Genomic DNA, 20,943 nt, shown 5'->3' with positions numbered 1-20,943 from the left:
TCGGTGCGGCGGCCGTGGTCGGACGTCGGCGAACGACCCCGTCCGCACCGGGCCGGACTCCGGTCCGGTGGTCATGCCACGCCCAACAACGCCGATCTGTCGCCGATTTGTGACAAAGCTTGGCCAACACCGGCCCCACGGGCGGTTTTCGTGGACGTAGTGTTCCGACTATGTCACGGAGAAGCCGCCGCACGCCCTCCCCGGAGCCCCTCGACACCTGGGTGCCGCGCCCCCGGCGCCGGGAGACCCCGCTCGGCCTCCTCGGCCACGGCGTGAAGTTCCTCGGCTACAGCACCCTCGCGGGCGTGCTGCTGGCGGGCATCGCGCTGCCGGCCGCCGGCGCGCTCGGGCTCGGCATGAAGGGCACCGTGGAGGAGTTCGACACCATCCCTGACGACCTGAAGGCCCCGCCGCTGACCCAGGCCAGCTGGATATTCGACGCCAAGGGCCAGCAGATAGCCAAGGTCTACGAGCGCGACCGCCGGGTGATCACCGCGGAGGAGATGGGCCCGCTGATACGCCAGGCCCAGGTGGACATCGAGGACGCGCGCTTCTACGAGCACGGCGCCGTCGACCTCAAGGGCGTCCTGCGGGCCATCACCAAGAACGCGGAGAGCGGCACCGCCCTGCAGGGCGCCTCCACCCTGACGCAGCAGTACGTGAAGAACGTCAACGTCGAGAAGGCCGGCGACGACCAGGTGGCGGTCCGGGAGGCCCAGCGCAAGACCCTGGGCCGCAAGGTGCAGGAGCTCAAGTACGCCATCAAGCTGGAGGAGGAGCTCACCAAGGAGCAGATCCTCACCAACTACCTGAACATCACCTACTACGGCCAGCAGGCGTACGGGATCCAGGCGGCGGCCCAGCGCTACTTCGGCAAGAACACCAAGGACCTCTCCGTCGCCGAGGCGGCCACCCTCGCCGGCCTGGTGCAGAACCCCTCCCAGTTCGACCCCAAGGCCCACCCCGAGGCCTCGCGCAAGCGCCGTGACGTCGTGATCGACAAGATGGTGGAGAACAAGCACCTCACCGCGGAGCAGGCCAAGGAGGCCAAGTCCGGGCCGATCGTGCTGCACTACCAGGCGCCGCAGAACGGCTGCATCACCGCCGACGCGGGCATGGGCTTCTTCTGCGACTACGTCAAGCACGTGATCAAGCAGGACCCGGTCTTCGGCAAGACCGCCGCCGAGCGCAAGAAGCTCTGGGACATGGGCGGCCTGTACATCCACACCACCCTCGACCCGGCGAAGCAGGCCGCCGCGCTCAAGGCGGTGACCACGAAGGTCAAGGTCACCGACGAGGTGTCGGCGGCGATGACCATGGTGGAGCCGGGCAGCGGCAAGATCCTGGCGATGGCCCAGACCCGCCCGTACGGCATCGACCCGTCGAAGAACCAGACGGTCGTCAACTACAACGTGGACGCGGCGATGGGCGGCGGCAACGGCTTCCAGCCGGGCTCCAACTTCAAGCCGATCGTGGCCGCCGCCGGCCTGGAGGCCGGGCTCACCTCCACCCAGGCCTACGACTCGCCGAACAAGATGGACTGGCCGACGATGAGCACCTGCGACGGCACCTGGAAGAACCTGGACAAGGGCAAGAAGAGCGGCACCATCCCCAACGAGTCGACGGGCGAGGTCGGCCCGTACGAGCTCAAGGAGGCGATGGCGCTCTCGGTCAACACCTACTTCGTGCAGATGGAGCAGGAGATCGGCCTCTGCGCGGTCAAGCAGATGGCCAACAAGCTCGGCGTGCTCACCAAGGCGAGCGGCAAGCCGCTGGAGGAGCTGCCCGCCCTGGGCCTGGGCACCCAGGAGGTGAGCCCGCTGGTCATGGCCAACGTCTACGCGACCTTCGCCAACCGCGGCACCTACTGCACGCCGGTCGCGATCAGCGCCATCAAGACGATCGACGGCAAGGACGTCGCGGTCAGCCCCGCCAAGTGCGAGCGGGTGTTCTCCGAGGGCACCGCCGACATCATCAACACCGTGCTGCTCGGGGTGACCGAGAAGGGCGGCACCGCGCGCGACCTCGGCCTCGACGACGACCGCCAGATCGCCGGCAAGACCGGCACCTCCGACGAGAAGAAGTCCGCCTGGTTCAGCGGCTACACCGCCAACCTCGCCACCTCGGTCTGGCTGGGCGGCCCGGCCGGCGGCGTGAAGATGAAGAACATCCGGATCGGCGGCAAGTGGTTCGACGAGGTCTTCGGCGCGACCGGCCCCGGACCGATCTGGCAGATGGCGATGAACGACGCCGTCCGGGGCATGCCGGAGCAGGAGTTCAAGACCGTCTACATCCCCAACCCGGCGCCCAAGCGCGACCCCTCGGCGAGCCCGGGATCGGGCAGCGGCTCCGCGACCGACTGGCCGTCCTGGCCCGGACGCCCCCAGCCGTCCACCCGGGCGCCGCGCAACCCCAGCCCGAACCCCAAGCCCGCGCAGCCGACCCAGCAGGAGCAGCCGCCGAAGCAGCCGGACCAGCAGCAGGGCGAGCCCGCGCAGCCCGAGCAGCAGCACCAGGACGGCTGAGCCGGCCCGCCCGCACGGCACCGCGCCCCGCACCGCGCCCCGCACGGCACCGCGCCCCGGAACGTCGACGGACGTTCCGGGGCGCGGTCGTGGGCGGAGCCTGGCGTCAGTGCACGCCCTTGGCCGCCCAGAAGTCCTGGCGGGCCAGCACGGTGCTGTCCGTCTGGTCGGTGAAGAAGCCGTCCACGCCGAGCTCGTAGAGGTACTTCGCCCAGCCGATCGAGTCGCCGTACGCGTTGGGGTCGGTGCCCCGGCGGTAGTCCAGCGGCAGGAAGGAGTTCTCGTTGCGCACCGTGTAGGGGTGCAGCAGCAGGCCCGCCGTGTGCGCGTCCTTGACCAGGGTGGTCGGCGGCAGCAGCTTGCCGGTCGCGTCGACGGGCGCGATCAGGGTGGTGGTCGGGCCGATGCCGTGCGCGAAGGAGGCGATCCAGCGCAGGCCCTCGGGCTTCACCAGGTCGGCGACGGTGCGCTTGTCGCCGGACAGCACGAAGTCGTACGGCTGGCTGGTCGGGCCGCTGAGCAGGAAGATCTTCGGGTTGTCGACCAGCTTGGCGAGGCGCTGCAGGCTGCTCGGCTCGAAGGACTGCAGGATCGCCCGGCCGTTGCGCCCGGCCAGGCCGGTGCGGCGCAGCTCGTCGGCGAGGCGCTCCTCCAGCGGCAGGCCGATCGAGCGGAAGTAGCTGGGGTGCTTGGTCTCGGGGTAGACCCAGACGTCCCGGCCCAGCTCCCGGCCGCGCTTGCGGGCGAAGTCGGCCACCTCGCGGAAGGTCGGCACGGCCCAGCGGCCGTCGTAGAGCGTGTTGCGCTGGCGCTGCTGCGGCAGGCGCTCCTTGGCACGCAGGGTGCGCAGCTCGGCGAGCGTGAAGTCCTCGGTGAACCAGCCGGTCTGGGCGGCGCCGTCGATCGTCCTGGTGGTGCGGCGGTCCGCGAACTCCTTGTGGTCCGCGACGTCCGTGGTCTCCGCGATGTTGTTCTCGTGGCGGACCACCAGGTGGCCGTCCTTGGTGGGGACGAGGTCCGGCTCGATGACGTCCGCGCCCAGCCGCAGCGCCAGGTCGTAGGAGCCGAGGGTGTGCTCGGGACGGTAGCCGGGGGCGCCGCGGTGACCGATGATCAGCGGGTGCGGCAGGCGGTCCAGGCCGGTGCCGGTGCGCACCGGCGAGGGGGTACCGGTCGGGCGGGCGGCGCCGCGCTCGTCGGCGGCACCGTACTGCTCGTCGCCCGGCTCGTCGGCGGCGGGGGTGGCGAAGGCCTCGCCGGCGCCGGCCGCGAGGGCCGCCGCGCCGAGCCCGGCCGCACCGGTGACCCGCAGGAAGGACCGGCGGGAGGAGGCGGTGGTGTCGGGGGACTGCGCCGGGGTGCTGCCGTCGGACGGACGGTACGTCATGGATGCTCCTAGCTCGCGCTGATGGCGTCGCGGTGTGAGTGCCGCCCGCAGACTAGGAGCAGTGGTGCCCCGCCGGGTGGCCGTCGGGCGAACTGCGGGAGAAGTTCCCGCACCTACCGTCCGGGCCCGGTACCCGTCGTCCGGCCCCGCCGCCGCTGGAGCCTCGCCGCCCCGGGGAACGGGGGAGGCCGGCCGCGGTCACGCACCGCGGCCGGCCTCCGGTCCGGGGTGGGCGGACCACTGCGTTTGATTCTGGCGCGGGAGGTGGACGCAATCCCATCCCCGGAACCTGGGATGAACGCGGGCCCCCGAGCCCTGGTCCCCGAGCCCCCGAGCCCCCGGGGCTCCGAGCCCCCCGAGCCCCCGAGCCGCGCCGCCCGTCCGCTCAGAGGGCGGCGAGCAGCTCCCGGCCCAGCGGCCAGTCGCCCAGCCCGGAGTCGGAGTTGAGGTGCCCGAAGGCGCCGGGCTCGACGTAGCGCGCGCCCCAGGCCCCGGCGAACCGCCGGGCCCGCTCCGGGGTGACCCACGGGTCGTCGGTGCTGCCGACCACGGTGGCCGGGAACGGCAGCCGGGACAGCGCCACCGGGCGGAAGCCGAACAGCTCGGGCACGTCCGCGTGGTCGACGTCGGCGGGCGCGACCAGCAGCGCGCCGCGCACGGCCGCCGTCCGTCCGGCCGGCGCGGTGGCCGCCCAGCGGGCCACCGTCACACAGCCGAGGCTGTGCGCCACCAGCACCACCGGCCCGTCGACCGCCGCCTCGGCGACCGCCGCGTCCACCTGACCCACCCAGGCCTCCGGCTCCGGGTGGTCCCAGTCCTGCTGCCGGACCCGGACGAAGGCCACCGGGTCGGCCGCCTCCCAGCGGCTCTGCCAGTGGGCCGGTCCGGAGTTCTGGTAGCCGGGCAGGACGAGATAGGTGGTGCGGTCCGACATCGGGGCGGACTCCCTTCGGGGCTGTCGCGGTCATGGGGCAGCACGGAGTCTAGGCGTGTGCCCTGGTGGGGGCGCGCGCCGCCGACAGGGGGCGTGCGGGGGCGCGCACAGGGTGCCGGCTGACCGGTGCGCCCCGTTGCGCGGGTGGGGCGGGTGCGGGAGGTTGGTGCGGTCCCGCACCGGTGCCCGCCGGTCGGGGTCCGTACCACTGCTCCACTGTTCGAGGACCGATCACTTCGGAGGGATGTCGACGATGGCATCGAAGATCCTGCTCGTCACCGGGGACGCCGCGGAGTCGCTGGAGGTGTTCTACCCGTACCAGCGGCTGCGCGAGGAGGGCTACCAGGTCGACATCGCGGCGCCGGCGAAGAAGCGGCTCCAGTTCGTGGTGCACGACTTCGTCGAGGGGTTCGACACCTACACCGAGAAGCCGGGCTACACCTGGCCCGCCGACGTGGCGTTCGCCGACGTCGACCCGGCCGACTACGTGGCCCTGGTCATCCCGGGCGGACGCGCCCCGGAGTACCTGCGCAACGACCCCGAGGTGCAGCGGATCGTCCGGCACTTCTTCGAGGGCGAGAAGCCGGTCGCGCAGATCTGCCACGGCCCGCTGGTGTCCGCCGCCGCCGGGGTGCTCGGCGGGCGGACCAGCGCCGCCTACCCGGCCCTGGAGCCGGACGTGAAGGCGGCGGGCGCGACCTATGTGGACGGCGAGGCGGTGGTGGACGGCGTGGTCGTCTCGGCCCGCGCCTGGCCCGACCACCCGGCGTGGCTGCGGGCGTTCATCGAGGTGCTGCGGGTCAAGGCCCCGGTCGCCTGACCGCCTGACCGCCTGCACGCCTGACCGCCTGGACGCGGGGGCGCCGGTGTCCTTGCCCGCCGGTGTCCTTGCCCGCCGGTGTCCTTGCCCGCCGGTGTCCCCGAGCGGTCTCGGGGGAGTGGCCCATCCTTGAGGGGGAGCGGCCCACCGTTCGAAGGTACGTCCAGGGTCGGAGCCGACCTGGACCGTGGGCTGACGACCTGGCCGCCGCCACCTGTCAGCGTGTCAAGTGCCGAGACGCACAAGGGTGTTGAACGCACCCCTCGGCATGGACACGGGAAGGTGGACGGACATGGCGGAACACAGGGGCGGAACGGATCCGGGCGGTCGCGGGGGCGCGGGGCGTCGCCGCCGCCCGGCCGCGCGCCTGGTGGCGCTCGCGCTCGCCGGCGCGGGCCTGGTCGGGGTGACGGCCCCGGCGGCCGGCGCCCTCGGCGCGGCGGGGCCGGTCGGGGTGGTGACGGTGACCGGCGCCCAGGACGGGGTGACGCCGGACACCGGTGCGCGGGGGCCGCGCAAGGGTGTCGACCCCAGGGCCCTGGACGCGGCGGCGCAGGCCATCGTCGACTCCGGCGGTGCCTCGGCCTCGCTCGCCCGGGTCGGCGAGTACGGCCGCACGCTGTGGAAGGGCGCCGCCGGTACCGCCGACTACACGACCGGCGCCCCGGCCTCGGCCACCGGCCGGTTCCGGATCGGCAGCGTGACCAAGACCTTCGTCTCCACCGTCGTCCTCCAGTTGGTCGCCGAGGGGCGGCTGGGCCTGGACGACCCGGTGGAGCGGCTGCTGCCGGGCGCGGTGCCGAACGGCGCGAACATCACCCTGCGCCAGCTGCTCAACCACACCAGCGGGCTGTTCGACTACACCGAGGACCAGGCCTTCGATCCCGGAGCGCCCGGCGCCCTCGAACGGTGGCTGGTGAACGGGCGCTACACCCGCTGGACACCGCAGCAGCTCATCACGCTGGCGAACAACCACCCGGCGTACTTCCCGCCCGGCCAGGGCTACCACTACTCCAACACCGACTACATCCTGGCCGGACAGATCGTCCAGCGGGCCACCGGCCGCAGCTGGCAGCAGGAGGTGGAGCGCCGCATCATCCGCCCGCTGGGCCTGACCGCCACCTCCATGCCCGACCACGAGACGGCCGTCCCCGGCCCGCACGCGCACGGCTACTTCGACCTGCCCGACGGCCGCGTGGACGTCACCGAACTGGACCCGAGCATGGCAGGTGCGTCCGGCGCCGGGATCTCCACCACCGCCGACCTCAACACCTTCATCACCGCCCTGCTCGGCGGGCGGCTGCTGCCCCGGCAGCAGCTCGCGGAGATGATGACGGTCACCCCGCAGAGCCAGGGCGGGTACGGCCTGGGCCTGGAGCGGACCACCACCGACTGCGGTGAGCTCTGGGGCCACACCGGCGGCATCCCCGGCTTCAGCACCTTCCTGTACAGCACGGCCGACCTGCGCCGCCAGCTCTCGGTGTCGATGAACGGCAGTGGCATCTCGACTCCGCTGCCCACCAGGAAGGCCTTCGAGAAGCTGGTCGCCGCCGCGACCTGCGACGCCCCGGCCCCGCTCGGCCGGGACTGACCCCGGACCGTCGGCCCACCCCGGAGTGCCCCCGGACCGGGGCACTCCGGGGTGGGTCTCCAGGGCACCCCCGGGCGGGCCTCGGGGGCATCCCCTGCCCGACGGCCTACCCGAGGGGCGACCGCCGTGCGAGGGTCGTACCCGAGTCGCGGCCGGTACGGACGGTGGGCCGACGATCTTTCGGCCATATCTGTCGGAATGTCAGTTCTGGTGACTGGCATCGGAGTTGCCGGAGTCGGTGGCAACGGGCAGGGGAGGGTTCATGGGCATGACGGAGTTCGGGCACGGAGCGGACCCGGGGGCGGCGCGGGGGCGGTCCCGAGCGGGAGCGGAACGCCGGTGGCGCGGGACGGCGGTGCGCGTCGTGGCGCTCGCGCTTGCGGGTGCGGGTCTGGTGGGTGTAGCGGCCCCGACGGCCGGCGCCCTCGGCACGGCGGCGCCGACCGCGGTGGTGACGGTGACCGGTCCCCAGGACACGGCGGAGGACGCCGCCGGCCGGGGCCCGCGGACGGGCGTCGACACCAGGGCCCTGGAGGCCTCGGTGCGCGGCATGCTCGCGGGCGACGGCGTGACCGCCTCGCTCGCCCGGGTCGGCGAGTACGGCCGCACCCTGTGGAAGGGCGGCGCCGGCACCGCCGACATCACCACCGGCGCCCCGGCCTCCCCGGACGGCCGGTTCCGGATCGGCAGCCTGACCAAGAGCTTCGTCTCCACCGTCGTGCTCCAGCTGGTCGCGGAGGGCCGGCTCGGCCTGGAGGATCCGGTGGAGAAGCTGCTGCCGGGCGCGGTGCCGAACGGTGCGAACATCACCCTGCGCCAGCTGCTCAGCCACACCAGCGGGCTGTTCGACTTCGCCGACGATCCGGCCCTCGGCCCCGGGAAGGACCCCGTCGAGGTCCAGGAGTGGCTGGACACCGGCCGCTGGACCCGCTGGACGCCGCAGCAGCTGATCGCCCTCGCCAACGCCCACCCGCCGTACTTCGCGCCCGGCCAGGAGTTCCACTACTCCAACACCAACTACGTCGTGGTCGGACAGATCGTCCAGCGGGCCACCGGCCGCAGCTGGCAGCAGGAGGTGGAGCGCCGGATCATCCGCCCGCTGGGCCTGACCGGCACCTCCATGCCCGTCCACGAGACGGGCATCGCGGGTCCGCACGCGCACGGCTACCTCGCGCACCCCGGTGGTCCCACGGACGTCACGCGGCTGGACCCGAGCATGGCGGACGCGGCCGGCGCCGGGATCTCCACCACCGCCGACCTCGACACCTTCATCGCGGCCCTGCTCGGCGGGCGGCTGCTGCCCCGGCCGCAGCTCGCGGAGATGACGACGGTCACCCCGCAGAGCGGCGGGAGGTACGGCCTCGGCCTGGAGCGGGCGACCACGCCCTGCGGCGGCACGCTCTGGGGCCACACCGGAAGCATCTACGGCTACTTCACCGCCGTGTTCTCCACCCGCCGACCTCCGCCGGCAGTTCGCGGTCTCGATCAACGGCGACGGCGAGCAGCTGCCCCGGGCCACCGGGGAGGCCTACGGGAAGCTGGTCGACGCCGCGACCTGCACCGGCTGACCGGGGCCACCCGGCTCCCGGACCGGCCGGGCGGGGATGCCATCATGGCCCGCACCTGATGGGCCGTCGTCACGAGGAGGACGAGAGATGGCAGAGCCGCTGATCGCCGAAGTCGGGGGCCGGGTGCCCGCCGTCGACCCGGGCGCCTTCGTCGCACCGAACGCGGTCGTGGTGGGCAGCGTGACGGTCGGCGCGGGGGCGAGCGTCTGGTACGGCGCGGTGCTGCGCGGGGACGCCGAGGCGATCACGGTCGGCGCGGGCAGCAACGTCCAGGACAACTGCACCCTCCACGCCGACCTGGGCTTCCCGTTGGTGATGGGGGAGCGGGTCTCGGTCGGCCACAACGCCGTGCTGCACGGCTGCGTGATCGAGGACGACGTGCTGGTCGGGATGAACGCCACCGTGCTCAACGGCGCCCGGATCGGCGCGGGCTCGCTGGTCGCCGCGGGCGCCGTGGTGCCGCAGGGCATGGAGGTCCCGCCCGGCTCGCTGGTCGCCGGGGTGCCGGCCAAGGTCCGCCGCGAGCTGACCGAGGAGGAGCGGGCCGGCATCAAGTTCAACGCGGAGGGCTACCTGCTGCTCGCCGACGGCCACCGCGAGCTGCGCCCGCTGCCGCCGGCCGCCTCCGCCTGAGCCGGTGCCTCAGCGGCCCGCGCCGACCCGGTCGTCCGCGGCCGGCGCGGGCCCGGGCACCAGGGCCGCGGCGCCGCCCGCGCCGCTGCCACGGCCCGCACCGCTTCCGCTTCCGGTGGCGACCACGACCGTCGGCGTCCGCCCGCGCCGCCGCCGGTCGGCGGCCCAGGCCGCCACCGCGATCACCGCGCCCGAGGCCGCCAGGCCCGAGCCGACCAGCGGTGGCGAGGTCCAGCCCAGCCCCGCGTCCAGCGCCAGTCCGCCGAAGAACGCGCCCTGGGCGTTCGCCAGGTTGAACGCGCCCTGCACGGTCGCCGAGGCCAGCGTCGGAGCGCCGTGCGCCTCGCGCATCACGAGCGTCTGCACCGCCGGCACGATCGCGAACCCGAAGAGCCCGACCAGCACCACCGTCACCGCCGCCGACCACTCGGTGCGCGCGGTCACCGCGAACAGCGCCAGCACGGCGGCGAGCAGCAGGAACGCGGCGCACACGGTCGGTCGCAGCGCGCGGTCGGCCGCGTACCCGCCGAGCAGGTTGCCGATCGTCATCCCCACCCCGAACAGCGCCAGCACCAGGGTCACCGAGCCGGTCGCGTACCCGGAGACCTCGGTGAGCAGCGGGGTGATGTAGGAGTAGCAGGCGAAGAAGCCGCCGCAGCCGAAGACCACGGTGGCCAGCGCCAGCCAGAGCTGCCCGCTGCGGAACGCGCCCAGCTCGTGCCGCAGGCCCGCCTGCGCGGGGGAGGGCAGGTCCGGGACGAGCCGGGCGATCGCCACCGCCCCGGCCGCGCCGATCGCGACCACCACCAGCATGGTCGCCCGCCACCCCAGGTGCTGGCCGAGCAGTGTCGCGGCGGGCACCCCGACCACGTTGGCGAGGGTCAGCCCGGAGAACATCACCGCGACCGCCCGGGCCCGCCGGTCCGGGGCCACCAGCTCGGCCGCCGCCACCGCCCCGGCGCCGAAGAACGCTCCGTGCGGCAGCCCGCTGACCAGCCGGGCGGCGGCCAGTGTCCAGAAGTCGGGGGCGAGCGCGCAGAGCAGGTTCCCGAAGGCGAAGAAGGCGGCCAGTGCGACCAGCACCGCCTTGCGCGGCCGTCCGGCGGCGAGCGCGGTGAGCAGCGGCGCCCCGATCACCACGCCGAGCGCGTACGCCGAGATCAGCCAGCCGGCCTGGGGGATCGAGACGTCCAGGCCGTCCGCCACCTGGGGGAGCAGCCCCATGGCGGCGAACTCGGTGGTTCCGATGGCGAACGCGGTGACGGCCAGGGCGACCAGCGCGAGAGGCAAGGGGGTACTCCGGGAGAGAAACGGGAGGAGTCGGGATTGTCCGGCCGAAATCCTAATCCGAATTCCTGTGCGACCGGATGACGTGCCCGTGTGGGGCGGTGGACGGTCCGGTGACGGACGGGGGTCGCCTCCCGGACGTCAGCGCGGGAGACTGGGGTCATGTGCCGCAGTATCAAGACGCTGAGACCACCCGTGACGCCCGACGCCACGGCGGAGGACTACCACGCGGCCGCGCTCCAGTACGTGCGGAAGGTGTCCGGCTTCCGGGCGCCGGCCGCGCACAACCGCGAGGCCTTCGACCGGGCCGTGGACGCCGTCACGGAGGCCACCGCCCAGCTGCTCGCGGAGCTGGAGGTCCGCGGCTCCTCCGCCCGTCCGGCCAGGGCCGCCGCCTAGCGACCGGGTCGAACAGGCACCAGGAGGTCGGTGATGAGTCCCGTCACCCGTTACGCACTCACCTTCCCGGGCACCCCCGGCACCCAGGCCCCGCAGGACGTGGTCGTGGTCGCCCGCACCAGTGCCACCGGGCCCGGCGGCCACCCGGTGTACGAGGACCCCAGCGGCATCGTGCGGGCCGAGATCAGCGACGCGGGCGAGGTCCGGATGCTCGCCACCGGCGGCCACCAGACACCGCACTGCCCGGTGCACGCCCAGCCGCTGCCCTGACGCCCGCCGCGGCTCCGCCCCGGTCCCGCCGCGGCTCCGGCCTGGCTTCGACCCGGTGACACCGCCGTCCCCGTGGGGCAGACTCCGGACATGACCACAGCACGCTGGCAGGGCACCGTCGTCGCCGAGAGCGAGGACACCGTCGTCGTCGAGGGCAACCACTACTTTCCGGCCGACTCCGTGCGCACCGAGTACCTGCGCCCGTCGGACACCACCACGGTCTGCGGGTGGAAGGGCACCGCCGAGTACTACTCGCTGCAGGTCGACGGCGCGACCAACCCGGACGCGGCCTGGTACTACGCCGACCCCGATCCCGCGGCCGAGCACATCCGCGGCCGGGTGGCGTTCTGGCGGGGCGTGGAGATCACCGAGTGAACCGGCCCGGCCCGGGCTGACGGCCCCGGGCTGACGGCCCCGGCCTGACGGCCCCGGCCTGACGGCCCGGGCCACCGGAACGCGGCCGTCGTCGTCCTGTCGCAGGACCGGGACAACCCCCGGGGCGTGTCGCCGCACCCCGCCGGGTACCGCCACACCATGGCACTCTTCAGGAAGCCGGGACGGCCCGCGCAGCCCGAGCCCACCCCCGACCGCGTCGCCGACGAGCTGGCCGGCCTGGTCGAGGAACTCGAACGCCCCGCACCCGGCGAGCCCGCCGAGGGCGGCCCCGGCGGGCTCGCCGAGTACCGGGCGGCCGTCGAACGCGGCCGACGTCGCGGCGCCCGGCTGGTCACCGCCATCGCCCGCCGGCTCGGCACCGGGAGCCGGACCGCCGCCAAGGGCGCCGCGTACGGCGGCCGGGCCCTCACCGAGCAGCTGCTCCGGACCGCCCCGCGCATCCCGGTCCGCAACCTCGCCACGCTGCGCGCCCAGCACCCCGGGGCCGCCGACCCCGAGAAGCTCGCCGACCTGCTGATCACCGGAGCGAGCCGGGCCTCCAGCGCACTCGGCGCCGGTGTGGGCGCCGCCGCGATGCTCCCGGTGCCGCCCGCGATGCCGGTGGAGATCGCCGCCGAGACGATCGCCGTCGCGGCCGTCGAGATCAAGCTGATCGCCGAACTGCACGAGGTCTACGGCTTTGCCGTCCAGGGGACCGCCGCCCAGCGCGCCGGTGCCTACGTCGGGGCCTGGGCCGACCGGCGCGGCATCGATCCCACGCTGCTCGCCAAACCGGCCGGTCTGACCGCGATGGCGCTCGGCAGCGAGGTGCGCCAGCAGGTGCGCCGCCGGCTGACCCGCAGCTCGCTGCGTCGCCTGCCGTCGCTGACCCCGCTGCTGGTCGGCGCGGGCATCGGCGCCACGGTCAACCTGCGCGACACCCGCAAGGTGGCCCGCGCGGTCCGCAAGGACCTGCGCGAGCGCCCGCCGGCCGACCCGGGGTACTGGGTGGCCGCGGCTCCCGCCCCGGAGCCGCAACGCGGCGACTGACGGGCGTACCCGCGGCGGCCCGGCACCACCCGGGGACACCGGGCGGTGCCGGGCGGTGCCTGGCCGGGTCAGCCGGCCGGTGTCTGCGGGGCCGCTGCGCCCCGCCCCGCCTTCACGGCGTTCACCATCGCCTGGTGGACGGCCCGCGCCGTGTTCTCGTCGGCCGCCGGCACCGGGCTGCCCGCCACCGAGTACCAGTCCAGCGCGCCGGTGTACTGCACGGTCAGCTGTACCTCGCCGTCCACCCAGGTGGTGTGCACGGTGAGGTCGCCCGAGATCGGGCCGACCTCGACGGTGGTGACCCCGCCGGGCCCGCTGATGATCGACTGGGTGGTCCAGGTGGCCCACGAGGACCGGGGATCCAGCGGAGGCGCCGCCCGCCCCGCCGTCCCGCCCGTCCCGCCCGCCGGGCCCTGTCCTGCCGTGCCCTGCTGCTGTTCGGTCATGCGCCCATCCTCCCTCGCCGGTCCGCCGCCGCTCGGGCAGCGACACCGGCGGTCGCGAAGGCCGCCCGGGACTCGGGCGGCCTTGTGGCAACTGGTGTGCCGGAGCGGTCGGAGCGGGTCAGGAGCCCGCCCTCGGCTCCTCCTGGGGCTCGCCCTCCGCCTGCGAGGTGTCCTGTGCGTGCTGGTTCTGCATCGAGGTGATGCCTTCCTCGGGGTCGGCCGCGCGGACGTCCTCGTCCCGGTCGGTGCTCACCTCGGAGCGTGCGCTCATGTCGGTCATCGCGGGCTCCGTCTCCTCGGCCGGCCGGGGCGACCGGACCCGCCTCGGCACACCGTGGTGCCGGGCGGCCGCCGGGCCGGTTCGCTGTTTCGCACCTCCAGCCTGCCTCCGCACCCCGGGGAGGGCCAACCGGGCGGGTGCCGACCCCCGTCCGGCCCAGGCCCGACCCAGGCCCGGCTGAGGCCCGGTTCAGGCTCCACCCGGTGTCACCAGGTGACCGGCAGCGACCTCAGCCCGTAGATCAGCGCCTCCGTACGGAACTCCAGCGCCTCCTCCGGCACCGCCAGGCGCAGCCCCGGCAGCCGCCGGAACAGCGTGGCGAGCGCGATCTGCAGCTCCGCCCGGGCCAGCGGCTGCCCCAGGCACTGGTGCACCCCGAAGCCGAAGGCGAGGTGCCGGCGCGCCTCCCGGTCGAGGTCGACCTCGTCGACGCCCAGCCGGCCCTCGGCGCCGAACAGGGCGTCGTCCCGGTTGGCCGTCGACAGCATCGCCATCACCCCGTCCCCGGCGCGGATCAGGGTGCCGCCCAGCTCGACGTCCTCCAGCGCCTGCCGCGGTACCCCGGTGTGCACGATGGTGAGCAGCCGCAGCAGCTCCTCGACCGCGCCGGGCACGGCCGCCGGGTCGGCGAGCCGGGCGGCCTGCTCGGGGCGGCGCAGCAGCAGCGCGGTGGAGAGCGCGATCATGTTGGCGGTGGTCTCGTGCCCGGCGACCAGCAGCAGCACCCCGGTCGACGCGACCTGCCGCACGGTGAGGTCGTCGCGCGCCGCCAGCCGGCTGACGATGTCCTCGCCGGGCTCGGAGCGCTTCCGCTCGGCGAGCCGGGTCAGGTAGTCCAGCAGATTGCCCTGCGCCCGGGTGATGTCCCGGTCGTCGGCGCTGGTGGTGAGCAGCAGCCGGCTGTTCTCCTGGAACGCCTCCCGGTCCTCGTACGGGACGCCGAGCAGCAGGCAGATCACCAGCGAGGGCACCGGCAGCGCGAACGCGGAGACCAGGTCGGCCGGGCCGCCCCCGGCCGTCATCCGGTCGAGCGCCTCGTCCACGATCTGCTGGACGTCGGGGCGCATCTCCTCCACCCGCTTGACCAGGAACTCGCCGGTGACCATGCGGCGCAGCCGGGCGTGCTCGGGGTCGTCGAGGCGCAGGAAGGACGGGTTGGCGGCGACCAGCGCGCGCCGCCCCTCGCTCAGGAACGGGAACGCGGGCCGCCGGGCGTCGGCGCTGAACCGGCGGTCCGACAGCACCGTGCGGACCTCCTGGTAGCCCGTCACCAGCCAGCAGGGGCTGCCGTCGGGGAGTTCCGCGCGGCTGACCGGGCCGGTGCTCGCGGCCTCGGTGTACGCGGGCGGCGGCGCGAACGGGCAGGCCGTGTCGTGCCGGGCGGGGATCGGGGTGACGGGGACGGTGGACATGCTCAAGGGTGGTCTCCTCGCGTGACGGGTGAGAGCCGTGGCAGGCGGTGGGAGACGGCGGGAGGGCGGCGGGGTCCGGGCGGTGGTCGTCAGTCGGTGGTGCCGGGCCCGTCGGCCCCGGTCTCGGTGGTGGTGTCGGTGCGGGTGTCGGTCTCGGTGACGCTGATCGCACCGCCGGGGCAGAGGTCGGCGGCGAGGCGAACGTCGGCGAGGAACGCGGTGGGGAGGGCGGCCGGGCGGACGTTCACCAGGCCGTCCCGCTCGTCCTGTTCGAAGACCTCGGGAGCCGTCATGACGCACTGGCCGGAGCTGCAGCAGCGGTCCCGGTCGACGTTCACCTGCATGTCGGACACCTCTCCGTGGTGTGGCACCGGCGCGCCGGGGCCGGGTCGCCCTCCGCTGTCATGGCCAAGCTAACCCCGGCTCTCGTCGCACACGAAGAGTGGACGGCCACTTCGCGGAGAATGGCCGATATGCCTCCGGTCGTGAACCGGTTTGCCAAAAACGGAGTTTGATATGCCATCAGTTGGTTGTTCCAGGTAAGTGCCGGTGGGTCCGGGAGCTCAGCCGAGGCCCTCCGCGACGGCGATCTCCCGGACGGTGGCGACGGTGTCCGCCTCCGCCGCGCTCTTGTCGCCCCGGTAGCGCACCACCCGGGCGAACCGCAGCGCCAGCCCCGCCGGGTAGCGCGGGCTGCGCTGGACCCCGTCGAAGGCGATCTCGACGACCAGCTCGGGCCGTACCCGGACGGTCCAGGCGTCCCGTTCGACCTCGCGGGCCAGCAGCTCCCGGGTCTGCCAGGCGAGCGTCTCGTCGGTGAGCCCCTTGAAGGTCTTGCCGAGCATCACCCACGGGCCCAGCCCCGGTTCGCCGCCCGCCCGCGCGCCCAGGTGCAGATTGCTGAGGAAGCCCCGGCGCCGTCCGCTGCCCCACTCGGCGGCCAGTACCACCAGGTCCAGGGTGTGCCGAGGTTTGACCTTGACCCAGCCGGCGCCGCGCCGCCCGGCCCGGTAGCCCGCCGCCGGGTCCTTCACCAGCACCCCTTCGTGGCCGTGCGCGAGGGCCCGCTCGAAGAAGGCGAGTGCCTCGGCAGGGTCCCCGGTCTCGGTGTGCGCCACCCGCAGCCCGGCCGGGACGGCCCCGGCGAGCGCGGCCCACCGCTCCCGCCCGGGGCGGTCCACCAGGTCCTCGCCGTCCCGGTGCAGCAGGTCGAAGAAGTGCACGCCGAGCGGGACCTCGGCGCGCAGCCGCTCCGGGTCCCGGCGGGCCGCGGTGCGGGCGGCGGTCTCCTGGAAGGGCCGCGGCCGGCCGTCCGGCCCGAGCGCGAGGGCCTCGCCGTCCAGCACCGCCGCCCGCACCGGCAGCGCCAGCGCGGCCTCCACCACCTCGGGCACCCGGGCGGTGATGTCGTCCAGCGACCGGGTGAAGACGCCGACGTCCCGGCCGTCCCGGTGCACCTGCACCCGGATGCCGTCCAGCTTCCACTCCAGTGCCACCGGCCCGGCGAACCGCTCCAGCGCCGTAGCGACGTCCGGCGCCGAGGCCGCCAGCATCGGCCGCACCGGCCGGCCCACCTCCAGGCGGAACGCGTCCAGCGCCGCCCGCCCGCCGGTCAGCGCGGCCTCGGCGACCGCCCGGGCCGAGCCGCGGAACATCAGCGCCCGGCGCACCGCCGTCGCCGGTACCCCGGCGGCCTGCGCGACGGCGTCCGCGACCACCGCGTCCAGCGCCCCCTGGCGCAGATCGCCGAGCAGGACGGCGCGCAGGAACGCCTGCTCCGCGTCGGTGGCCCGCTCGAACAGCCCGGTCAGCAGGCGGTGCCGCTCCGCGCGGGCGCCCGCGCCGTGCACGGCGGCGATCGCCTCCAGCGTCCGCTCCGTCTCCCGCACGCCCAGCCCGGGTTCGGCGGCGGGCGGCGGGAGGTCGCGCAGGGCGGCGGGGCCGAGGCCGGTGCGCAGCCGCTGCGACTCGCCGGACAGCAGCGTGACCGCCGACGGCGCCTCGTCCGGGCCGAGCGCGCGCAGACAGTCGGCGAGCAGCCCGGTCTTGGCCCGGCGGCCGGGCTCGGCCGCCACGGCGCGGGAGGTCAGGGCCAGGCGGCGGAGCAGCATCGCGGGCCTCCTCGGGAGGGCGGGGTTCCGGGGGCGGGGGCATCGCCGGCCGGGCGTCCAGGATCGGCGATCCGGGCCGCCGATGCGCGGCGGGCAGCGGGGCCGGCCACACCCGGGCCGGTCGCAGCCGGTCCGGGCGCGGCTGGTCCAGCCGACGGATTGGCGTGGCGGTGCGGCGTTCTTGGCCACGCTGTCGATCGGTGCCCGAGCCGACGGGCCGTCATGCTGGCGCGCATCCCGGCCCACCCGCCACCCACCCACCCAGAGGGAGCCCCGCATGACCTCGGACACCGCCGCCACCGAACCGCTCGTCACCGAACCGGTCGTCACCGAACCGGCCGTTGCCGCCCCGGTCACCGCCGACCGCTGGAGCGTCGACGCGCCGACCGAGGCCGACTTCGCCGCCTGGCGCGAGCTGTTCCGCGGCTACTGCGCCTTCTACCGGGTGCCGATCCCCGACGAGAAGGCCGAACTGGTCTGGTCGTGGCTCACGGACCCGGCCCACGAGCTGGACGGCCTGCTGGTTCGCGACGCCGACGGCACCCCGGTCGGCCTCGCCCACTACCGGCCCTTCGTGCGCCCGCTGCACGGCGCGGTCGCCGGATTCCTCGACGATCTGTTCGTCGCTCCCGAGGCGCGGGGCGGCGGCGCGGTCGACCTGCTGCTCGCCCGGCTGCGCGGGATCGCCGCCGAGCGCGGCTGGAACGCCGTCCGCTGGATCACCTCGGAGGACAACTACCGCGCCCGCAGCAAGTACGACCAGGTCGCCACGCGCACCCGGTTCGTCACCTACGACATGCCCCCGGCCGACGCCTGACGGTGCTGCGCCGCTGCGTCACTCCGTCCTGCGCCGTCCTGCTGCTCCGCCGTCCTGTTCGGAAATCAGTTCGCACTTTTCCGTTATTCGGTGATCTCCCGACGGTCTCCCCTGTGTCGGCACCCGTCCGGCGGACCCTCCCGCCGGACCCGACGGACCCGAACACAGGAAGCGTGCGCAGGTGAACAGCGAAGACCGGACCACCATCCTCCCCGCGACCGGGCGTCCCGGCCCCGGCGGGCGTTCCGCGCGGCGCGCGGCGGAACGGCGAAGCGGCCACGGCCGGCGGCGCCGCCGCGGCGGGGTCGGACCGGTGGTGGCCGTCGTCGCGGCCGTGGCCGGGACGGGCGTGATCGCCGCACTGACCGGCGCCGGGTACGCGGTGTACCGGGGCGAGGAGGGGAACGACACCGCCGCCCGGGCGGTCTCCCACGAGCCCTTGGTCGCCGCGGAGGCCGGCGACCGGAACGGTATCCAGGTACCCGGGGCGGGCGCCGCCGCCCCGGCGGCGGCCCCGGTCGCGACCGACCAGGCCCCGATGGCCGGGACCTCACCCACGAGCCCCGTGACCTCCGCCGCCCCGGCGGCCAGCACCCCGGGCCGGTCCGCTTCCGGCGGGCCCGGCACCGCCTCCGCCGCGCCGCACACCTCCGCCGCGAGCACGGCACCCGGTGGCGCGGCAGCCGCCACCGGCGGGGGCACCGACCCGCAGCAGCCGAGCGCTCCGGCGTCGGCCCCCGCCACCCCCGACGCCCCTGCCACCGCCACCGCCACCGCGACCGCCGGTGCCAAGCCCTCCGCGACCGCGCCGCGTCCGAACGCCACCACCAAGCCCGGCGGCTCGTCCAATGGCTCCTTCGCCCAGCAGGTGGTGGACCTGGTCAACGTCCAGCGCTCGCAGGCCGGCTGCGGACCGCTCACCGTCGACGCCCGGCTGACCACCGCCGCCCAGGTGCACAGCGACGACATGGCCGACCGGAGCTTCTTCGACCACGCCAGCCCCGAGGGCTACCACGCCGACCACCGCATCGAGGCGGCCGGCTACCGCTGGAGCACCTGGGGCGAGAACATCGCGCGCGGCCAGAAGGACCCGGCGGCGGTGATGGAGTCCTGGATGAACAGCCCAGGCCACCGCGCCAACATCCTCAACTGCTCCTTCAAGCAGATAGGCGTCGGCGTCCGGACCGGGTCGGGCGGCCCCTGGTGGACGCAGGTCTTCGCCGCGCCGTCCTGACCGCCCGTCCTGGCCGTCCTTTCGGGCCGCCTCCTCGCTGCCGTCCGGGCCCGCCGGACGGCAGCGGGCCTCCGATTTTCCGAATCAGCGTGAATTGTTGTTATCTGAGCACTCTCCAGAAGTCTCCGAGGAGGCAGCGGCGGACGGACGACAGCAAGACGGAGTGCGGACCCATGAACGTAGACGTGCAGAGCAGGACCGGGACGACCCTGGTGCTCGCGGCCCAGGCGGGCGACCCGCAGGCGCGCGAGGCGCTGGTCGCCGCCTGGTTCCCGCTGGTCTACAACGTCGCCGGCCGGGCGCTGAACGGCCACGCCGACGTGGACGACGTCGCCCAGGAGACGATGATCCGGGCCCTGGACGGCCTGGCGGGCCTGCGCGACCCGGAGGCGTTCCGGTCCTGGCTGGTCGCGATCACCATGAACCAGGTCCGCAGCCGCTCGACCGGTCAGCAGCAGGCCGCCGTCGGAGGCCTGGACGAGAGCTGGGAACTGGCCGACCCGCGCGCGGACTTCACCGACCTGACCATCCTCCGGCTCGGCCTCTCCGGCCAGCGCCGCGAGGTCGCCGAGGCCACCCGCTGGCTGGACCCGGACGACCGGGACCTGCTCGCCCTCTGGTGGCTGGAGGCGGGCGGTGAACTCACCCGCGCCGAACTCGCCGAGGCGCTCGACCTGACGCCGCAGCACGCCGCCGTGCGCGTCCAGCGGATGAAGAAGCAGCTGGAGGCCGGCCGGGTGGTGGTCCGCGCGCTCTCCGCCTACCCGCGCTGCCCGGAACTCGCCGAGCTGACGGCGGGCTGGGACGGCACGCCGAACTCGGTCTGGCGCAAGCGGATAGCCCGGCACATCCGTGGCTGCGCCGCCTGCGACGGGCTGGGGCGCGACCTCGTCCCGGCGGAGGGGCTGCTGGCCGGGCTGGCGCTCGTTCCGGTGCCGCTGAACGGCCCGCACGGGCTGGTCTTCCAGGCGACGGGTGCCACGGGTGCCACAGGTGGGACGGGTACCGCGGGGGGCACGCCGCCCGGCGCACCGCCCACCGACCCGGCCGGAGGAACCGGCGGCTGGGCCGGGTACGCCCGCCGGAAGACCGTGCTGGCGGGCGGGACGGCGGCCGTGCTCGCGGCGGCGACGCTCGCGATGGTCTGGCCCCAGCACTCCGGACCGGGCGACCCCGCCCCGGAAGCGACCACCCCGGCCACCGCCCTGGACGCCCCGGACCGGACAGCATCAACCCCGTCGGCCCCGGCACTGCCGCCCCCGGCACCCGCCGCGCCGAGCCCGAGCGCACCCCTGTCGGCCACTGCCGTGCCCGCCCCGGCGGATCCACCGGCGGCGACGACCGGTCCGGCGCTCACGCCCACCGCGAGCAGTACCCGGCCGAGCACGGCCCCGGCCGTCCCGGCCAATCCGGAGCGCCAGCTGGTCGACCTGGTCAACGCCGAGCGGGCCCGGCGGGGCTGCGCCCCGCTGCGGATCGACCCGAAGCTGCACGCCGCCGCCCAGAAGCACTCCGAGGACATGGCCGCCCGCAACTTCTTCGACCACGCCGCTCCCGACGGCAGCCGGACGGACACCCGGCTGACCGCGGCCGGCTACCGCTGGTCGCAGTGGGGCGAGAACCTCGACCGGGGACCGAGCGCCCCGGCCGTGGTCTTCTCCCGCTGGATGGACGGCGGCATCCACCAGTCGAACATGCTGGACTGCGCGTTCAAGGACGTCGGCATCGGCGTGGCCACCGGCCCCGGCGGCTCCTACTGGACCCAGGACCTCGGCACCCCGCTCGGCTGAGCGATGCGCCGAGG

At 74.8% G+C, this 20,943-nt stretch carries 20 protein-coding genes; 12 read left to right on the top strand and 8 right to left on the bottom strand.

All coding sequences use genetic code 11. The annotated features are described in order from the left end of the window. Window positions 1-170: 170 nt before the first annotated feature. Entirely contained in the window at window positions 171-2,525 is a 2,355-nt protein-coding gene (locus ABZW10_RS07820) for a transglycosylase domain-containing protein (RefSeq protein ID WP_355361465.1), read from the top strand. A gap of 106 nt (window positions 2,526-2,631) precedes the next feature. On the opposite strand, the gene ABZW10_RS07815 is transcribed toward ABZW10_RS07820, so the two are convergent. Together ABZW10_RS07815 and ABZW10_RS07810 are read right to left on the bottom strand one after the other, a co-directional pair. Then, entirely contained in the window at window positions 2,632-3,912 is a 1,281-nt protein-coding gene (locus ABZW10_RS07815; protein ID WP_355361463.1) for a glycerophosphodiester phosphodiesterase, read from the bottom strand. A gap of 385 nt (window positions 3,913-4,297) precedes the next feature. Continuing rightward, window positions 4,298-4,846, bottom strand: a complete 549-nt coding sequence (locus ABZW10_RS07810) for an alpha/beta hydrolase (protein ID WP_355361461.1) — start codon at window positions 4,844-4,846, stop codon at window positions 4,298-4,300. Window positions 4,847-5,099: 253 nt separating this feature from the next. On the opposite strand from ABZW10_RS07810, the gene ABZW10_RS07805 reads away from it, so the two are divergent. From ABZW10_RS07805 to ABZW10_RS07790, 4 genes are all read left to right on the top strand, one after another. After that, window positions 5,100-5,666, top strand: a complete 567-nt coding sequence (locus tag ABZW10_RS07805) for a DJ-1/PfpI family protein (protein WP_355361459.1) — start codon at window positions 5,100-5,102, stop codon at window positions 5,664-5,666. Window positions 5,667-5,958: 292 nt separating this feature from the next. Continuing rightward, entirely contained in the window at window positions 5,959-7,257 is a 1,299-nt protein-coding gene (locus tag ABZW10_RS07800; protein ID WP_355361457.1) for a serine hydrolase domain-containing protein, read from the top strand. A 364-nt stretch (window positions 7,258-7,621) separates the two neighbouring features. Continuing rightward, window positions 7,622-8,884, top strand: a complete 1,263-nt coding sequence (locus ABZW10_RS07795; RefSeq protein ID WP_355361454.1) for a serine hydrolase domain-containing protein — start codon at window positions 7,622-7,624, stop codon at window positions 8,882-8,884. A 28-nt stretch (window positions 8,885-8,912) separates the two neighbouring features. After that, window positions 8,913-9,458 carry a gamma carbonic anhydrase family protein gene (locus tag ABZW10_RS07790; RefSeq protein WP_355361452.1) on the top strand — a complete coding sequence of 182 codons (546 nt, stop codon included), beginning with the start codon at window positions 8,913-8,915 and terminating at the stop codon, window positions 9,456-9,458. A 9-nt stretch (window positions 9,459-9,467) separates the two neighbouring features. Here ABZW10_RS07790 and ABZW10_RS07785 read toward each other — a convergent pair whose 3' ends face one another. After that, window positions 9,468-10,748 (bottom strand): MFS transporter, encoded by a 1,281-nt coding sequence (locus ABZW10_RS07785; protein WP_355361450.1) that lies wholly within the window; start codon window positions 10,746-10,748, stop codon window positions 9,468-9,470. 159 nt (window positions 10,749-10,907) lie between these two features. Here ABZW10_RS07785 and ABZW10_RS07780 point away from each other — a divergent pair, with 159 nt between their 5' ends. From ABZW10_RS07780 to ABZW10_RS07765, 4 genes are all read left to right on the top strand, one after another. Then, entirely contained in the window at window positions 10,908-11,144 is a 237-nt protein-coding gene (locus tag ABZW10_RS07780) for a DUF2277 domain-containing protein (RefSeq protein WP_355361448.1), read from the top strand. Between the two features lie 33 nt (window positions 11,145-11,177). Next, window positions 11,178-11,414, top strand: a complete 237-nt coding sequence (locus tag ABZW10_RS07775) for a DUF6296 family protein (RefSeq protein ID WP_355361446.1) — start codon at window positions 11,178-11,180, stop codon at window positions 11,412-11,414. A 90-nt stretch (window positions 11,415-11,504) separates the two neighbouring features. After that, window positions 11,505-11,789 (top strand): DUF427 domain-containing protein, encoded by a 285-nt coding sequence (locus ABZW10_RS07770; RefSeq protein WP_355361444.1) that lies wholly within the window; start codon window positions 11,505-11,507, stop codon window positions 11,787-11,789. 159 nt (window positions 11,790-11,948) lie between these two features. Beyond that, a complete protein-coding gene (locus ABZW10_RS07765; protein WP_355361442.1) occupies window positions 11,949-12,839 on the top strand; it encodes a hypothetical protein in 891 nt (296 codons plus the stop codon). A gap of 68 nt (window positions 12,840-12,907) precedes the next feature. Here ABZW10_RS07765 and ABZW10_RS07760 read toward each other — a convergent pair whose 3' ends face one another. From ABZW10_RS07760 to ABZW10_RS07740, 5 genes are all read right to left on the bottom strand, one after another. Next, a complete protein-coding gene (locus ABZW10_RS07760) occupies window positions 12,908-13,285 on the bottom strand; it encodes a hypothetical protein (RefSeq protein WP_355361440.1) in 378 nt (125 codons plus the stop codon). Between the two features lie 118 nt (window positions 13,286-13,403). Further along, on the bottom strand, window positions 13,404-13,565 hold the full coding sequence (locus ABZW10_RS07755; protein ID WP_355361438.1) for a hypothetical protein: 162 nt from the start codon (window positions 13,563-13,565) through the stop codon (window positions 13,404-13,406). Between the two features lie 206 nt (window positions 13,566-13,771). After that, on the bottom strand, window positions 13,772-14,977 hold the full coding sequence (locus ABZW10_RS07750; RefSeq protein WP_355361547.1) for a cytochrome P450: 1,206 nt from the start codon (window positions 14,975-14,977) through the stop codon (window positions 13,772-13,774). 89 nt (window positions 14,978-15,066) lie between these two features. Continuing rightward, window positions 15,067-15,321, bottom strand: a complete 255-nt coding sequence (locus ABZW10_RS07745) for a ferredoxin (RefSeq protein ID WP_355361436.1) — start codon at window positions 15,319-15,321, stop codon at window positions 15,067-15,069. 219 nt (window positions 15,322-15,540) lie between these two features. Beyond that, complete coding sequence (locus ABZW10_RS07740) at window positions 15,541-17,088, bottom strand: ATP-dependent DNA ligase (RefSeq protein ID WP_355361434.1); 1,548 nt, start codon at window positions 17,086-17,088, stop codon at window positions 15,541-15,543. 277 nt (window positions 17,089-17,365) lie between these two features. On the opposite strand from ABZW10_RS07740, the gene ABZW10_RS07735 reads away from it, so the two are divergent. The 3 genes from ABZW10_RS07735 (at window position 17,366) to ABZW10_RS07725 (ending at window position 20,929) form a co-directional block, all read left to right on the top strand. Further along, entirely contained in the window at window positions 17,366-17,905 is a 540-nt protein-coding gene (locus ABZW10_RS07735) for a GNAT family N-acetyltransferase (protein WP_355361432.1), read from the top strand. Window positions 17,906-18,086: 181 nt separating this feature from the next. Next, a complete protein-coding gene (locus ABZW10_RS07730) occupies window positions 18,087-19,139 on the top strand; it encodes a CAP domain-containing protein (protein ID WP_355361430.1) in 1,053 nt (350 codons plus the stop codon). A gap of 173 nt (window positions 19,140-19,312) precedes the next feature. Further along, window positions 19,313-20,929 carry a sigma-70 family RNA polymerase sigma factor gene (locus ABZW10_RS07725; protein ID WP_355361428.1) on the top strand — a complete coding sequence of 539 codons (1,617 nt, stop codon included), beginning with the start codon at window positions 19,313-19,315 and terminating at the stop codon, window positions 20,927-20,929. Window positions 20,930-20,943: the final 14 nt, after the last annotated feature.

Origin of the sequence: Kitasatospora sp. NPDC004723, assembly GCF_040609255.1 — a bacterium.
Lineage (GTDB): Bacteria > Actinomycetota > Actinomycetes > Streptomycetales > Streptomycetaceae > Kitasatospora.
The sequence above is the reverse complement of the archived record's forward strand: the minus strand, read 5'-3'. Positions and strand labels throughout refer to the sequence as shown.

Coding starts and splice junctions, on each gene's coding strand:
- ABZW10_RS07775 (WP_355361446.1), top strand. CDS start 11,178: ATGAGTCCCGTCACCCGTTACGCACTCACCTTCCCGGGCACCCCCGGC.
- ABZW10_RS07740 (WP_355361434.1), bottom strand. CDS start 17,088: ATGCTGCTCCGCCGCCTGGCCCTGACCTCCCGCGCCGTGGCGGCCGAG.
- ABZW10_RS07745 (WP_355361436.1), bottom strand. CDS start 15,321: ATGCAGGTGAACGTCGACCGGGACCGCTGCTGCAGCTCCGGCCAGTGC.
- ABZW10_RS07820 (WP_355361465.1), top strand. CDS start 171: ATGTCACGGAGAAGCCGCCGCACGCCCTCCCCGGAGCCCCTCGACACC.
- ABZW10_RS07805 (WP_355361459.1), top strand. CDS start 5,100: ATGGCATCGAAGATCCTGCTCGTCACCGGGGACGCCGCGGAGTCGCTG.
- ABZW10_RS07780 (WP_355361448.1), top strand. CDS start 10,908: ATGTGCCGCAGTATCAAGACGCTGAGACCACCCGTGACGCCCGACGCC.
- ABZW10_RS07755 (WP_355361438.1), bottom strand. CDS start 13,565: ATGACCGACATGAGCGCACGCTCCGAGGTGAGCACCGACCGGGACGAG.
- ABZW10_RS07770 (WP_355361444.1), top strand. CDS start 11,505: ATGACCACAGCACGCTGGCAGGGCACCGTCGTCGCCGAGAGCGAGGAC.
- ABZW10_RS07800 (WP_355361457.1), top strand. CDS start 5,959: ATGGCGGAACACAGGGGCGGAACGGATCCGGGCGGTCGCGGGGGCGCG.
- ABZW10_RS07790 (WP_355361452.1), top strand. CDS start 8,913: ATGGCAGAGCCGCTGATCGCCGAAGTCGGGGGCCGGGTGCCCGCCGTC.
- ABZW10_RS07815 (WP_355361463.1), bottom strand. CDS start 3,912: ATGACGTACCGTCCGTCCGACGGCAGCACCCCGGCGCAGTCCCCCGAC.
- ABZW10_RS07765 (WP_355361442.1), top strand. CDS start 11,949: ATGGCACTCTTCAGGAAGCCGGGACGGCCCGCGCAGCCCGAGCCCACC.
- ABZW10_RS07735 (WP_355361432.1), top strand. CDS start 17,366: ATGACCTCGGACACCGCCGCCACCGAACCGCTCGTCACCGAACCGGTC.
- ABZW10_RS07810 (WP_355361461.1), bottom strand. CDS start 4,846: ATGTCGGACCGCACCACCTATCTCGTCCTGCCCGGCTACCAGAACTCC.
- ABZW10_RS07750 (WP_355361547.1), bottom strand. CDS start 14,977: ATGTCCACCGTCCCCGTCACCCCGATCCCCGCCCGGCACGACACGGCC.
- ABZW10_RS07725 (WP_355361428.1), top strand. CDS start 19,313: ATGAACGTAGACGTGCAGAGCAGGACCGGGACGACCCTGGTGCTCGCG.
- ABZW10_RS07760 (WP_355361440.1), bottom strand. CDS start 13,285: ATGACCGAACAGCAGCAGGGCACGGCAGGACAGGGCCCGGCGGGCGGG.